The organism is Sneathiella sedimenti (assembly GCF_017313765.1).
GTDB lineage: Bacteria > Pseudomonadota > Alphaproteobacteria > Sneathiellales > Sneathiellaceae > Sneathiella > Sneathiella sedimenti.
In genome coordinates this window covers 275,823-291,386 of the sequence record NZ_JAFLNC010000005.1, presented here as the reverse complement: position 1 = coordinate 291,386, position 15,564 = coordinate 275,823, and the positions used below count along the sequence as shown (strand labels likewise).

The 15,564-nt window shown below is 54.2% G+C and carries 13 protein-coding genes; all 13 read left to right on the top strand.

Annotation, left to right across the window (positions count from 1 at the left end):
• Positions 1-4: 4 nt before the first annotated feature.
• The 13 genes from J0X12_RS15435 (at position 5) to frr (ending at position 15,563) form a co-directional block, all read left to right on the top strand.
• A complete protein-coding gene (locus tag J0X12_RS15435; RefSeq protein ID WP_207047334.1) occupies positions 5-1,684 on the top strand; it encodes a ribonuclease J in 1,680 nt (559 codons plus the stop codon).
• A 13-nt stretch (positions 1,685-1,697) separates the two neighbouring features.
• Complete coding sequence (mce, locus tag J0X12_RS15430) at positions 1,698-2,102, top strand: methylmalonyl-CoA epimerase (protein ID WP_207047333.1); 405 nt, start codon at positions 1,698-1,700, stop codon at positions 2,100-2,102.
• A 9-nt stretch (positions 2,103-2,111) separates the two neighbouring features.
• Entirely contained in the window at positions 2,112-2,372 is a 261-nt protein-coding gene (locus J0X12_RS15425; protein ID WP_207047332.1) for a DUF1467 family protein, read from the top strand.
• Positions 2,373-2,384: 12 nt separating this feature from the next.
• On the top strand, positions 2,385-2,792 hold the full coding sequence (locus J0X12_RS15420; RefSeq protein WP_207047331.1) for a hypothetical protein: 408 nt from the start codon (positions 2,385-2,387) through the stop codon (positions 2,790-2,792).
• A gap of 80 nt (positions 2,793-2,872) precedes the next feature.
• Positions 2,873-4,192 (top strand): proline--tRNA ligase, encoded by a 1,320-nt coding sequence (gene proS, locus J0X12_RS15415; protein ID WP_207047330.1) that lies wholly within the window; start codon positions 2,873-2,875, stop codon positions 4,190-4,192.
• A complete protein-coding gene (locus J0X12_RS15410) occupies positions 4,192-5,436 on the top strand; it encodes a lipoprotein-releasing ABC transporter permease subunit (protein ID WP_207047329.1) in 1,245 nt (414 codons plus the stop codon). The genes proS and J0X12_RS15410 overlap by 1 nt, the downstream gene beginning before the upstream one ends.
• A complete protein-coding gene (locus J0X12_RS15405; RefSeq protein ID WP_207047328.1) occupies positions 5,429-6,109 on the top strand; it encodes an ABC transporter ATP-binding protein in 681 nt (226 codons plus the stop codon). The genes J0X12_RS15410 and J0X12_RS15405 overlap by 8 nt, the downstream gene beginning before the upstream one ends.
• Before the next feature lie 141 nt (positions 6,110-6,250).
• A complete protein-coding gene (locus tag J0X12_RS15400; RefSeq protein WP_207047327.1) occupies positions 6,251-8,164 on the top strand; it encodes a mechanosensitive ion channel family protein in 1,914 nt (637 codons plus the stop codon).
• A 396-nt stretch (positions 8,165-8,560) separates the two neighbouring features.
• Positions 8,561-12,040, top strand: a complete 3,480-nt coding sequence (gene dnaE / locus J0X12_RS15395; protein ID WP_207047326.1) for a DNA polymerase III subunit alpha — start codon at positions 8,561-8,563, stop codon at positions 12,038-12,040.
• A 193-nt stretch (positions 12,041-12,233) separates the two neighbouring features.
• On the top strand, positions 12,234-13,070 hold the full coding sequence (gene rpsB, locus J0X12_RS15390; RefSeq protein ID WP_207047325.1) for a 30S ribosomal protein S2: 837 nt from the start codon (positions 12,234-12,236) through the stop codon (positions 13,068-13,070).
• Positions 13,071-13,147: 77 nt separating this feature from the next.
• Positions 13,148-14,071 carry a translation elongation factor Ts gene (gene tsf, locus J0X12_RS15385; protein WP_207047324.1) on the top strand — a complete coding sequence of 308 codons (924 nt, stop codon included), beginning with the start codon at positions 13,148-13,150 and terminating at the stop codon, positions 14,069-14,071.
• Positions 14,072-14,216: 145 nt separating this feature from the next.
• A complete protein-coding gene (gene pyrH, locus J0X12_RS15380; protein WP_207047323.1) occupies positions 14,217-14,933 on the top strand; it encodes a UMP kinase in 717 nt (238 codons plus the stop codon).
• Positions 14,934-15,005: 72 nt separating this feature from the next.
• On the top strand, positions 15,006-15,563 hold the full coding sequence (frr, locus tag J0X12_RS15375) for a ribosome recycling factor (RefSeq protein WP_207047322.1): 558 nt from the start codon (positions 15,006-15,008) through the stop codon (positions 15,561-15,563).
• Position 15,564: the final 1 nt, after the last annotated feature.

The following is a 15,564-nucleotide window of genomic DNA, read 5'->3' as shown; positions in this document are numbered from 1 at the left end:
CTTTATGACCACTCTTGATACGACACTTAAGGAAGGCCTTTATTTCCTCCCCCTCGGCGGCAGCGGGGAGATTGGCATGAACCTTAATCTGTATTGCTGTGACGGCAAGTGGCTGATGATTGATTGCGGGATTTCCTTTGCCGACGATCGCGCGCCGGGAATTGATGTAATCGTTCCTGACCCGGCCTGGATTGCGGCGCGGCGCGAGGATCTGCTGGCGATAATCGTCACCCATGCCCATGAGGATCATGTAGGTGCCGTCGCCCGGCTTTGGCCGCAGTTCCGCTGTCCGGTTTATACCAGTCCGTTCACGGCCGAGATCCTGTCGCTCAAGCTGGCGGAGGAAGGGCTCGGAGATGAGGTAGAAGTGAATGTGATCGCGCCCGGCAGTTCCATGGCTATCGGTGACTTCCATATTGATTTTGTTGATCTCACCCATTCGATTCCCGAAATGCAGGCCCTGATGATCACCACGCCGTATGGCCGGGTTCTGCATAGCGGCGACTGGAAGCTGGATCCTGATCCGGTTGTGGGGCCGTCCAGCAATCTCGCAAAGATGCAGAGAGTGTCCGAAGCTGGTGTGCTCGCGATGATTTGTGATTCCACGAATGTATTCAAGGAAGGCGTCTCCGGTTCAGAGCTGGCGGTGCAGGACAGTCTCGATGTCCTGTTGCGGGATATCCCGACTGGCAGGATTGCCGTGACAACCTTTGCGTCCAATATCGCACGGCTGAAGACCATCGCCTATGTGGCGGAGCGGAATGACCGGCATGTCGTTCTCGTCGGCAGGTCGCTGCACCGGATGACAGGTGCTGCCAAAAAGGCGGGGTACCTCAATGACTTGCCGCCATTTCTTGATGAGAAAAATGCAGGTCATATCCCGCGCGACAAGATACTGCTGCTGTGTACGGGAAGTCAGGGTGAGCCGCGCGGTGCCATGGCCCGCATTGCCCGCGGAGAGCATGCGCATATCGAGCTCTCGGAAGGGGATACCGTGATATTTTCTTCCAAGGTGATCCCTGGAAATGAAAAGTCGCTCTACGGGCTGCATAACCAGCTAACCGAGTCCGGTGTAAATGTCATCACCGAAGCCGATGAATTTGTTCATGTTTCGGGCCATCCAGCGCGGGAAGAACTGACTGACATGTACAGGATCGTGAAACCGAAGATAGCGATCCCGGTGCATGGCGAGGCGCGTCATATCCGCGCGCATTGTGAACTGGCATTGTCTCTCGGCGTTGAGCAGGCTATTGAAATTACGAATGGAAATGTTTTAAAACTGGCTCCGGGTGACGCGAAGATCATTGACGATGTGCTGTCGGGGCGGCTTGCTGTCGATGCAGGCGGGCTGACGCCGCTTGACGGGGAATTTTTGTCAACCCGACGCCGCCTTGTTTATAATGGCAGTATAAGCGGGGTTGTGATCGTCAACGACAAGGGTGAGATAACGGAAGACCCGATCATCCGTTTGCGTGGTGTGCTGGATGAGAATTTGTTTCCCGATCTGCAAAAAGAATTATGTAAACAAATAATGACGAGCCATAATCAGTTGAAAAAACAAGATAAACTGGATGACGGCAAGGTTGAGGAAACAGCGCATAATGCGGTACGGCGGGTTTTTCGGAGACTGGCGGGCCGGCGACCGATAACAGATATTTACGTGATTAGGTTTGAAGAAGAATAAGGAAGAATAAAAGATGATTGGACGATTGAACCATGTTGCTATTGCCGTGCCGGACCTTGAGGCAGCGGCGGCGATCTATCGTGACACTCTCGGCGCAAAGGTAAGCCCACCCCAGGACGAGCCCGATAATGGCGTGACCGTGGTTTTTGTCGAACTTGAAAATACGAAGATCGAATTACTGCATCCACTTGGGAAAGACTCCCCGATCGAGGGTTTTCTCCAGAAAAATGCCTCGGGTGGTATCCATCATGTTTGCTATGAAGTAGAGGATATCATTGCGGCGCGGGATCGGCTGAAAGCCAAGGGCGCGCGTATACTCGGGGATGGAGAGCCCAAGATCGGCGCTCACAAGAAGCCGGTTCTCTTTCTGCATCCCAAGGATTTTAGCGGTACTCTGGTTGAGCTGGAACAGGTATAGGTCACCCATATGTCTTTTGTCGGCGGCATCGTTATTTTCTGTATCACCTGGATGGTAGTCCTGTTCACCGTCCTGCCCTGGGGTGTAAGGCCTCAGAGCGAAGAAGAGGGGGAGATGGAGCCGGGAACTGTGGAAAGCGCACCGGCCAATCCCAGAATCTGGATCAAATTTGCGATGACGACAGTGATCACGACCCTGATATTTATCATTATCTGGACGATCTTCGAGCTGGAACTGATTGATCTACGGGCATTTTTCCAGAATAGTTAAGGAACAGAATGTATGATCCGCTGTCTTCTTGGTCTGGCTTTTCTCTTCGCGTCCACGGGCCTGACTTTGGCAGAGGATGTCCGGATGGAGGTGTCGCGCACGGACTGCGAACGGATCGTGAAATATACAGCCGACCCGGATGTAACCTATAAGCCGGGTGTTGATGTTCATGGAAAGTCTGTTGCGCCCGCCGACCTCAATGACAATCAGGTCAAGATTCCGGACCAGATTTTCATTGAATTATCTTTGCCGTTCAAGGATTTGTTGAAGAATTACAACCCGAAACTTGAGAATGCAGAAGTTTATGTGGGAACAGTGGAATATGATATCGCGTCTGGGCGGCTTTTCTTTAATGGTCAGGAGCTGACGGATCCGGCCGAGAACGCGATCGCCAAAGAATGCCGCAAGCGGTATCAATAGGGTGAAAGCCTTGCAATCTCTGTAAATCCCGTTAAAAGTCTGAAATCTAATCAACTCCGTCTTATTGAGCCGAGGCCCCAATGCGTTTGTCCCGTTTTTTTCTACCGACTTTGAAGGAAGACCCGAAGGAAGCGCAAATCGTTTCCCACCGGCTGATGCTGCGCGCGGGAATGATCCAGCAATCTTCCGCCGGGATCTATAGCTGGCTGCCGCTTGGCTTTCGGGTGCTGAAAAATATCGAGCGGATCGTGCGCGAAGAGCAGGATCGTGCCGGAGCGCTTGAAATTCTCATGCCGACCATACAGCCGGCCGATCTCTGGCGGGAATCCGGTCGTTATGACGACTATGGCAAGGAAATGCTGCGCATCACCGACCGGCATGAACGCGACATGCTCTACGGTCCGACGAATGAGGAGCAGGTCACGGATATCTTCCGGACCCATGTGAAGAGCTACAAAAACCTGCCGCTTAATCTCTACCATATTCAGTGGAAGTTCCGTGATGAGGTTCGGCCCCGGTTTGGAATCATGCGGGGGCGGGAATTCCTGATGAAGGACGCCTATTCCTTCGATCTGGATTATGAAGGTGCGAAAACGGCTTATAACAATATGTTCGTAGCTTACCTGAAGACATTCGCGCGGCTTGGGCTGAACGCAATTCCCTTGCGGGCGGAAACCGGTCCCATCGGCGGCGACCTGTCTCACGAGTTTATTGTCCTCGCGGATACCGGTGAAAGCGAGGTGTTCTACCATAAAGATCTGCTCGCGCAGAAAACGCCGGACCGCGACAACTATACCGCACAGGAACTGCAGGAAATTGTCGATCAATGGACCAGCTATTATGCGGCGGCGGATGATATGCATGATCCGGACAAATGCGATGTGAGCGACGCGGACCTTGTTACCCGCCGCGGGATCGAGGTCGGCCACATCTTCCATTTCGGTGAAAAATATTCAAATGCCATGGGGGCATCTGTTGCCGGGCCGGAAGGCAAGGACATCACCGTTTCCATGGGCTCTTACGGTATTGGCGTGTCGCGTCTTGTGGGCGGCATAATTGAGGCGAGCCATGACGATGACGGCATTATCTGGCCAGAAAGTGTCGCACCGTTCAAGGTTGGCCTGATCAATCTCAAAAGCGGTGATGAGGCCTGCGATGCCGCATGTGAAGATTTCTACGGAAAGCTCCTCAGTGCCGGTGTTGATGTTCTCTATGACGATACGGCCGGCCGCGCCGGAGAGAAATTTGCGAATATGGACCTGATTGGGCTTCCCTGGCAGGCAACCATCGGTCCGCGCGGCGTTAAATCCGGCGTTATCGAGGTGAAGAACCGCGCCTCCGGCAATAAGCAGGAACTCTCCGTTGAGGCCGCGTTGGATCTGTTGGCGGGCAAGAACTAGTGTTTTCCCGTTTTGAATGGACAATGGCGCTTCGCTATCTGCGCGCCCGGCGGCAGGAAGGGTTTATCTCTGTCATAGCGACCTTCTCCTTTCTCGGGATCGGCCTTGGCGTCGCAACCCTGATCATCGTCATGTCGGTGATGAACGGTTTTCGTGCTGAGCTTCTCGACCGCATTCTTGGGCTTAACGGTCATTATGAAGTACGGGCACCAGCACAGGAGCCCCTCGTCGATTTCGACGGTGTGGTCGCCCGATTGGCCGATATTCCCGATGTGGTCCGCGTTACGCCGATTGTCGAAGGGCAGGTAATGGCGTCAGGCAAGGCAGCGAGTGGTGCCCTTGTCCGTGGTATATCGCCAAACCAGCTTGTGTCGCTTGATGTCCTCTCCACAAATATTATTGAGGGTTCGCTTGAAACCTTCGGTAATGATAACTCGATCATTCTCGGCTACCGGCTTGCGCGTACCCTTGGAATTTCCGCGGGCGACAAGGTCAAGCTTATCTCGGCCAACGGCACCCCGACGGCGTTCGGGACGATGCCCCGGGTCAAGACCTATGACGTTGCGGCGCTCTTCGATACCGGCATGTATGAGTATGACAGCGGTTATATCTATATGTCGCTGAAAGCAGCGCAGAACTATTTCCGGCTTGGCGACGGAATTACCGCCCTTGAGGTGTTTGCGGTCGATCCGGACAAGGCACTAGAAATACGCCGCGAGGTTATCCAGGCGGTTAACATTCGCGCCTTTATCTATGACTGGCAGCAGTCGCGTGCAAGCTTCTTCAACGCCCTTGAAGTGGAACGGAATGTCATGTTCCTGATCCTCACCCTGATCATCCTCGTCGCTGCGTTCAACATCATCTCCAGCCTGATCATGCTGGTTAAGGACAAGGGGCGGGATATCGCGATCCTCAGGACCATGGGGGCAACGCGCGGCATGATCATGCGCGTGTTCTTTATCTCAGGCGCCAGTATTGGCGTTGTCGGCACTCTGTTCGGCTTTTTGCTGGGCCTTGGCTTTTGCCAGAATATCGACAAAATAAAGGGGCTTATCGAGGGGATAACCGGGGCCGAGCTTTTCTCCGCCGAGATTTATTTCCTGTCCCGTCTGCCCGCGAAAATCGATCCGGTAGAGGTAACAACGGTGGTCATCATGGCCCTGGTCATTTCGCTGCTTGCGACGATCTACCCCTCCTGGCGCGCCGCGCGTCTCGATCCGGTGGAGGCATTGCGCTATGAGTGAACCGGTCCTCAAGCTGGATAATATTGGCCGGACCTTCGCACAAGGCCCGGAAAAGCTCCTTGTCCTTGAAAAAGTGGTGCTCGAGCTTCGTCCCGGTGAGATCGTTGCGCTGCTCGGCCCATCTGGGTCAGGCAAATCGACGCTTTTACAGATTGCGGGCCTGCTGGAGCCGCCGACGAGTGGATCGGTTCTGATCGACGGGGTCGATTGCAGCAAGACGCGAGATAACAAACGGACGGAAGTCCGTCGCGACAAGATCGGATTCGTCTATCAGTTCCATCATCTGCTCCCGGAATTTTCGGCGCTCGAAAATGTCATGATGCCAAACCTGATTTCCGGTGTTCCCAAGAAAAAGGCAAAGGCACATGCAACGGCACTCCTGACCCGGATGGGGTTGGAACATCGCCTTTCTCACCGTCCGGCGAAATTGTCCGGGGGAGAACAACAACGTGTCGCCATTGCCCGGGCACTGGCCAATAATCCGTTGATTTTACTCGCGGATGAACCGACAGGCAATCTTGACGAACAGACGGCCGAGATGGTCTTCCAGTATTTTCTCGATGTGACCCGGGATCGCGGCGTTGCGGCCCTTGTCGCGACCCATAATACCGATCTTGCCCGTCGCATGGATCGCATTGTGCGTGTTCATGACCATAGCCTGGTCGTGGGCTAGATTTCGCGAATTAGTGGTGATCTTCCTTTTTATCCCTAAGTTAGCCATTTGTTATTCCCGCGCAGGAATTTTCTTAAGATAATTTAAAGCAAGTTTCGACAATATCCCATTAACTCTAAAATGAATTGGGTATGGGACGGCATGTCGAACTTACTATCGGTTTTCACCTTCAATGGATTTCAGCGACCAAAGACCTTGATCATGGCGTTATTGCTATGTTTTCTGTGCATTGGTTTTGTGGCGCCTTCTGCGGTTGCGCAGGAAGTTGATGGTAACGGGACAGTTAATCCAAGAATCGTGCCGGACATACATCCGGACCCAAGCCGCCTCCAAAGGCAATATCTGCTTGAAAACCCTATCTCACCCCCGGACACGTCCAGTCCGCGCGCCACGATAGAGAGTTTCCTCTTCCTCATGGGGGAAGCGCGTAATATCTGGCTTGATGTGCGCGATGATTATGCGAGGGGCGACACACTGTTTTTGAGTGAAGCTGACGATCAGCGACTCAGCATGGTTCGGACGATCCTTGAAAAAGCGTCGCAGACCTTCGATTTGAGTGCCGTTCCGGCAAGTGCGCGCGAGCATGTTCGCATAGAGGTCGTCCTCCAGCTTCTTGAAATATTTGATAGAATTGAATTGCCGACACTATCCAGTATTCCGGGTTATGAAGTGGGTATTTTTCCTGCCGCTGCGGATGTCGCGAGTTTGTCCTCAAATTGGTCTGTTCCGGGGACAAACATTGTCATTGCACGCCTGCACCAGGGCGCCGAACAGGGAGCCTATTTATTTTCAAAGGAAACGGTTGAGCGCATTCCGGAAGATTACGAAACGATAAAAAACTTCCCTCTGAAACATGACCGGACAGAGGATCTTTATAATTATTATATCTATACGCCGGGCGGCTTTGTTGCCCCAAAATGGTATGATCTGGTCATCGCTGGACCGGATTGGCTGCAGAAGGAATTTTACAATCAGACGGTTTGGCAATGGTTAATGTTTGGCGTTCTGACACTCCTGTTTGTCCTTACGCCTGCTGTTTTTCTTCGCAGGTCTGAACAGACTGAAGAGGAAGAGGTAACAGCGCGTCGTCAAATTCGTCAGATGACATCCTGCGGTGCCCTGATAGTCCTCGCATTACTGTATCGCTACATCTGCAACGACCAAATTAATATTACCGGCGGGCTGATGCAGGGAATCAGCACGATGACGACAACTATAATCTGGTCTTGCGTGGCGTTGCTAACCTATCAATTGTTGAATTTCCTGTATTCCTCGGCCGTTAGAAACCCTTCGGTTCCGACGGGCAGTATCGATGCAAGCCTGCTCCGGACCGGGTTTCGGGTATTTGCCTGTACAGTGGCGTTGATTATCATGGGCTATGGCGCAACGCAGATCGGTATTCCGGTCTATGGCGTGATTGCCGGTCTTGGTGTCGGCGGCCTGGCAATCGCACTCGCCGCCCAGCCAACCATCGAGAACCTGATCGGCGGCATCATTTTGTATGCGGACCGGATGGTGAGGGTTGGCGAGTTCTGCCAGTTTGATAATCTTTCGGGTACGGTCGAATCAATCGGCATCCGCTCCACCCGGATTAGGGCGCTTGACCGAACGGTCATCACCATATCGAATGCGGACCTCGCCAAGCGAAAAATCACCAACTACAGTCGCCGTGACCAGTTCCATCTGCGTCACCGCATTGGACTGAGGTATGAGACCACGCAAGCACAACTGATCGTGATTATAGATGCTATTCACAAATATCTTGAGGATCATGACCGGATAAAGGATGATCCGCTGCGTGTCCGCTTCGTTGAGCTTGGTGACTATTCCCTTAATATTGAAATCTATGCCTATGTGGCGGTTGGAACTATGCCTGATTTCCTGCGTATTCAGGAAGAAGTGCTGATGAAGATCGTCGAGATTGTCCGCGCACGCGGCGCCGATTTTGCCTTCCCGTCCACTACGACTTACATCGCCTCTGATAGTACGTCGGAAACAGATGTTTCGTTAATCAACTGGCCAGAGAAGGATGGTATAAAAACCATCTCGAAATAAGGGTGTTTTCACTGGTTTTGTTTGAATTATTCTAGAAATCCTTTTGATTATAGTCATTTACCAGAAGATAAGGGGCTTGGATATATTTGATTGACAAAAGAACAAAACAAGAACATTATGCGTCTCAACAGACAATAAGGAGTAGCAATCATGGAAATTGATCGGATCATAAAAAGTGGGTTTGAATGCGCGGCTTTTGCGGGTGCGCTGGGCATGATGGTGTTCTGGGCGGATATCGTGACGGGGCTGACAGGGTAAGTGTTGATACCAAAGCTTAAGGCAGGAAGAGGGGGAGTTATCCACAAGAAATTTGGCGGGTGAGGCTGTCAAGGCCTGATCTTTTAATAAGGACGTGCAATAGTGGGTCGGCTGAAATCACAGATTGGAGATGAGCCGTTGTCCAGCGTCCAGGGTGATCCCCGTTTCGTGCATTTGCGTGTCCATTCCGCCTATTCCCTTTCGGAAGGGGCGGTGCCGGTCAAGCAGCTTCAGAAGCTATGCGCGGACAATCGCATGCCCGCCGTGGCGATCACGGACACGAGCAATATGTTCGGCGCGCTCGAGTTCTCCCTGGCGATGATGGGCGGTGGGGTGCAACCGATTATCGGGTGCCAGATTGCGATCATGCGCGAAGACGGCGTTGATCGAAGCGGTCGTCGGCCGGAGCCGGATTCGGTCGTGCTGCTGGCTCAGGATGAAACGGGGTACAACAATCTCCTGAAACTGACTTCCTACGGTTTCCTCAAGACCGAGTCCGGTGAGACGGCGCAGGTTCCCTTTGAACTTCTCGCGGCGAATGCGGCAGGGGTAATTTGCCTGACCGGCGGGGCGGAAGGGCCGATCGGGCGATTGATTGCGACGGATCAACTCGATGCGGCGGAGGGCTATGCCCGAAAACTTGCCAAGACATTCGATGGCCGCCTTTATATGGAACTCCAGCGTCATGGGCTGCCGCTGGAACAGCGGACCGAGCCCGGTATGCTGAAAATTGCCTATGATCTGGATATTCCACTGGTCGCGACGAACGAGGTATTTTTCGCCGGCCGCGATATGTATGAAGCGCATGACGCGCTGCTGTGCATTGCGACAGGGAAATATGTCGGCGACCAGGACCGGATCAAGCGCTCGCCGGAGCATTATTTCAAGTCGCAGGCGGAAATGGTCGCGCTTTTCTCTGACCTGCCAGAGGCTATCGACAATACGCTGGTGATTGCGCAGCGATGCGCCGTTGCCTCACCGACACGCAATCCGATATTGCCGGCGTTTTCCTCCGCGGAGGGTCGGGATGAAGCCGGCGAGCTTGCCGCGATGGCAACGGATGGCCTCAAGATCCGGCTTGAAAATGAAGTCTTTACCGAGGAGATGACGGACGCCGATAGGGAGGCCAAGTCGAAGGAATATTTTGACCGGCTCGAATATGAAATCGGCGTGATCAATGAAATGGGGTTCCCGGGCTATTTTCTGATCGTTTCCGATTTTATTCAGTGGTCGAAAGAGCATGATGTGCCGGTGGGCCCGGGCCGTGGTTCGGGCGCAGGTTCCGTCGTAGCCTGGGCGCTGACCATCACCGACCTGGACCCCCTTCGCTTCGGTCTGCTCTTTGAACGGTTCCTGAACCCCGAACGCGTGTCCATGCCCGACTTCGATATCGATTTCTGCCAGGACAAGCGCGAACAGGTGATCCGCTATGTGCAGGATAAATATGGTCATGACCAGGTCGCGCAGATCATTACTTTTGGTAAGCTGCAGGCCAAGGCAGCGGTGCGCGACGTCGGGCGCGTTCTCCAGATGCCATATGGTCAGGTCGACCGAATCAGCAAGATGATTCCCGCCAATCCGGCCAATCCGGTCAGCCTGCAGCAAGCATTGGACACGGAACCGCGCCTCCGGGAAGAGCGGGCCAACGATCAGGATGTCGCGCGGCTTCTTGAGATAGCCCTGCAGCTGGAAGGGCTGTATCGCCATGCCTCGACTCATGCCGCCGGCGTTGTGATCGGCGACCGGCCGCTGGAGGAATTGGTACCGCTCTATCGCGATCCACGCTCCGATATGCCGGTAACGCAATTTTCGATGAAATATGCGGAAACCGCCGGTCTGGTGAAATTCGACTTTCTCGGGCTGAAAACCCTGACGGTCCTCGACCGTGCCAAGGCGCTTCTTGCCCGCCGCGGTATCGAGATTGACTATGCAAAAGTGCCGCTTGATGACCCGGCGGTGTTTGAGCTTCTTTCCACCGGCAACACGATCGGTATCTTCCAGCTTGAAAGCTCCGGTATGCGGGACATGCTGCGCAAGATGCGTCCCGACGCGTTCGAGGATATCATCGCCATCGTGGCGCTCTACCGTCCGGGCCCGATGGAAAACATTCCCACCTATATCCGCCGCAAGCATGGGGAGGAGGAGCCCGACTATCTCCACCCTGAACTCAAGCCTGTGCTTGAGGAAACCTATGGCGTGATCATCTACCAGGAACAGGTGATGGAAATCGCCAAGACCCTGGCGGGCTATAGCCTCGGCGATGCGGATCTCTTGCGCCGCGCGATGGGCAAGAAAATTCAAAAGGAGATGGATGAGCAGCGCGCTATTTTCGCGAAGGGGGCCAAGGAAAAGGGAATTGCGGCAAAAGACGCCACTCATATCTTTGACCTGGTGGCGAAATTTGCGAACTACGGCTTTAACAAGTCTCACGCCGCCGCTTATGCGCTCGTCTCCTATCATACCGCCTATCTCAAGGCGAACTATCCGGTGGAGTTCATGGCCGCGTCCATGAGTCTCGACATGAACAATACGGACAAGCTCAATATCTTCCGCCAGGATCTGGATCGGATGAAAATTCCCGTTTATCCGCCCTGCCTGAACAAGTCGGAGGTGGAGTTTTCGGTGGAATTTGACGGCGAGCAGGGGGCGGTGCGTTACGCGCTCGCGGCGGTCAAGAATGTCGGGCGGGAAGCAATGGCCGGCATCGTGCGGGAGCGCGCGGAGAATGGAGCTTACAAGGATCTGTTTGATTTTGCCGAACGCCTCAATCCGAAGCACATGAATAAACGTCAGGCGGAAAATCTCGTCAGGGCCGGTGCGTTCGACGACCTTCTGGATCATCGCGCGCAGGTGTTCGCCTCGATCGAAACTCTCCTACGCCTGGCGCAGCAGTCGGAAGAGGAACGCGGATCCGGGCAGGTGAACCTGTTTGGCGGGGCGGCGGAATCGCTGGTGGTCAGGCCTGATCTGCCGCAAGTGTCCCCATGGACATCAATGGAGAAGCTGAAGCAGGAATTCGATTCCATCGGTTTTTATCTCTCCGGCCATCCGCTCGACGCCTGGGACAAGACCCTTGATAAGGCCGGCGTCCGCAATGCGGCCAGCTATCTGGCGGGTCTCGGCGCGACGGAGAGCGCCGGAATTCTTGCGGGCACGGTGATGGGCAAGCGGGAACTGCGCACGCGCAAGGGCAAGCCGCTTGCCTTTGTCCAGCTTTCCGATGCGACCGGCGCTTATGAGGTTACGTTGTTTTCGGAAACACTGGACAAATACCGCGATCTTCTTGTCGTCGGGCAGTCGCTTGTCTTGAGGGTGACCGGAAATCTTGACAATGACCAGCCGCGCCTGACGGTCCAGAGTCTGCAGCGCCTCGAGACAATGGCGGCGACCATCGCCGACGGCGTGCGTATTTTCGCGAATGATGACAAGCCTTTGGCGGAAGTAGCCACAATTCTCAAACAGGGGGGGCGGGGGCGGGGGCGTGTCGCCTTTGTCCTGAATCTTGAGACCGAGGCGAAAGAAGTCGAATTCGATCTGTCCGACCAGGCCAATATCACGCCGGAAGTGCGTCAGGCGCTGAAATCCGCTCCGGGTGTGATCGATGTTCACGATATTTAGCTATTTGCTCCGTAATTGTCGGTAATTCAGCATTTTTCCCTTGCATATGGCGGCGGAGGGGCCTATTTAGCGCACTGTTAAATTCACACGTGGGCTTTGGGTCAGGCTGTGTTGGTCTTTCCCTTCCGGTGTTCTGAGGATGAACCTTTGGACCACTGCTCACGGAGGTTCAACCGGAAAAGGAGAATGCAGAATGGCTCTGCCAACTTTTACTATGCGTCAGCTTCTGGAAGCTGGTGTTCACTTTGGTCACCAATCCCGCCGCTGGAACCCGAAAATGGGTCCTTATATTTTCGGCGCTCGCAACAAAATCCATATTCTTGATCTGCAGCAGACTGTGCCGATGCTTTATCAGGCACTTAAAGTCGTGCGCGATACCGTTGCAGGCGGTGGACGTGTACTTTTCGTCGGCACAAAGCGTCAGGCTTCTGACGTGGTCGCGGAAAGCGCAAAACAGTGTGCCCAGTTCTATGTCAACCATCGCTGGCTCGGCGGTATGCTGACCAACTGGAAGACGGTTTCTGAATCGATCAAGCAGTTGCGCAAGCTCGAAGAACAGCTCGCCGGTGAGCATACAGGCCTGACCAAGAAGGAAGTCCTGAAAATGACCCGCCAGCGGGACAAGCTGGAACGGGCACTTGGCGGTATCAAGGAAATGGGCGGCCTGCCCAACGTAATCGTCGTGATCGATACCAACAAGGAAGAGTTGGCAGTTCAGGAAGCCAACAAGCTCGGTATTCCGGTTGTTGCGATCCTCGACAGTAACTCTGATCCGGACGGCATCACTTACCCGATCCCGGGCAATGACGATGCGCTCCGCGCCATCAGCCTTTATTGCGATCTGTTCAAGCAGGCGGTCATTGACGGTATCTCCGTGGAAATGGCGAGCCAGGGAACCGATCTTGGTGCCGCGGAAACGCCGGCACTGAGCGAAGAGTTGCCGGCAGAAAAAGCTGCTGAGGAAGCGCCGGCGGAAGAAGCCGCTGCGGAAAAAGCTGAAGGTGACGAGGCAAGCGCGCAAGCGTCTTAAATCTGAGAGGGGCGCCCCTATCTATGTAGGAGATAGGGCGCTTTCCCATTTTAAGAAATCAAACGCGAGGATGAATAATGACTGCTATCACAGCGGGAATGGTTAAAGAACTCCGCACCCGGTCCGGTGCGGGTATGATGGATTGTAAAAAAGCGCTGAAGGAAACAGACGGCGACATGGATGCAGCGATTGACTGGCTGCGGACCAAGGGCCTTGCAACAGCTGCCAAGAAATCCGGCCGCGTCGCAGCGGAAGGCCTTGTTGGCGTAGCCGCCAGCGGCACTTCTGGCGCAGTGGTTGAGGTGAATGCCGAGACCGACTTCGTTGGCCGTAACGAGGATTTCCAGAATCTTGTGAGCGGGATTGCCGCTGTTGCCGCTGAAACCAGCGATGACGTGGAGCAGATCAACGCCGCGACGTTCCCCGGTGGGTCCGACACGGTTGCAGCAAAGCTAACGGATGCCATCGCCACGATTGGTGAAAACATGGCCCTGCGTCGCGCGGCTCGGTTGAGCGTGAATAACGGCGTTGTTGCGTCCTATGTTCATAACGCTGTTTCTGACGGCCTTGGCAAGATCGGTATTCTCGTCGCTCTCGAAAGCGAAGGGGACACGGCCGCGCTTGCAACACTTGGCAAACAGATAGCGATGCATGTAGCGGCAACAAGCCCGCAGTCGATCAGTGTTGCGGATCTGGATCCGGCAGCCGTTGAGCGTGAACGCGCGGTTCTGTCACAGCAGGCACGTGAATCCGGCAAGCCGGAAGAGATTATCGCCAAGATGGTCGAAGGCCGCCTCAGCAAATTCTACAAGGACGTTGTCCTGCTGGAGCAGACTTTCGTGATTGACGGTGAAAATACGGTTAAGGCCGCGATCGAGAATGTCGCCAAGGAAATTGGCAGCCCGATCGAAGTCGTCGGAATGGTCCGCTACGCCGTTGGCGAGGGGATTGAGAAGGAAGAGAGCGACTTCGCAGCCGAAGTCGCCGCCGCTGTTCAATAATAGCGGCAGTATAAAGAAATTATGGCGGTCTCCTTCAGAGGCCGCCATATTTTTATGTGCGGCATCGCGGCTTTTCAAATCATACTTTTTCTGTATGCTGTCTTGCCGATGCCGTTAACCATTTGTATGAGTTGTGGGGAAGAAGATGTCGAATAAGCCTCAGTACCGCAGAGTTCTCTTGAAATGCTCCGGTGAAGCACTTTTGGGAAGTCAGCAATATGGTATTGATGTCGAGACAGTTTCCCGAATAGCCAAGGATATCGGCGTTGCCCATGATATGGGCGTTGAGGTTTGCGTCGTTGTGGGCGGCGGTAATATTTTTCGCGGCATGTCCGGTTCCGCCAAGGGAATGGACCGCTCCAGCGCCGACTATATGGGGATGCTGGCGACCGTGATGAATGCCCTGGCACTTCAGAATGCGATTGAGGCCCTCGGCATGCACAGCCGGGTCCTTTCCGCCATCCCGATGTCAGCTGTTTGTGAGCCCTATATTCGCCGCCGCGCGGAGCGTCACCTGGAAAAAGGCCGGATCGTTATTTTCGCGGCCGGTACCGGCAATCCCTATTTTACGACGGATACGGCAGCCGCACTCAGAGCGGCTGAAATGAAATGTGACGCCCTACTAAAGGGGACGAATGTGGACGGCGTCTACAACAAGGATCCGCGTCTTCACTCCGATGCGGAACGGTATGAAACCCTGTCCCATCTTGATGTGTTGGCCAAAGACCTCAAGGTAATGGACGCCGCGGCAATTTCACTTGCGCGGGAAAACCATATTCCTATCCTTGTATTTTCGATCCAGGAAGAGGGGGCCTTCGCCCGTGTCCTTAAAAAAGAAGGATGTTTCACAGAAGTTGTTTAACGATATAGCATCGTCTGGTTTATAATTAAGAGAGGCCGGGAGAACCGTCCCGGTGATGGAGGAGAGATTAAGATGGCGGCGCCAAATTTGAAGGACCTTGAAAAACGCATGCAGGGTGCGCTTGACGCGCTAAAGCATGAGTTTGCCGGGCTGCGGACAGGTCGCGCGCATATTAGCTTGCTCGATACGGTCACGGTGGAAAGCTATGGCGCTTCCATGCCGCTCAACCAGGTCGGCACGGTCAGCACACCGGAACCGAGAATGCTCAGTGTTCAGGTATGGGACAAGACCAATGTCAAGGCTGTCGAAAAAGGTATCCGGAATGCTGGGCTCGGCCTTAATCCCGTGGTCGACGGCGCGATGGTTCGGGTGCCAATCCCGGAATTGACCGAGGAACGTCGCGCAGAGCTTGCCAAAGTGGCCGCAAGTTATGGGGAAAATGCAAAAATCGCCATTCGCAACGTACGGCGTCATGGCATGGACGACGCCAAGTCTGCGGAAAAAGATGGTGATTTCTCTGAAGACGACCGCAAGAAGGCGGAAGACGATATCCAGAAGCTGACGGACAATTATGTCGTTAAGGTTGATGAAATGCTATCAGAGAAACAGCAGGAAATCATGCAGGTTTGAC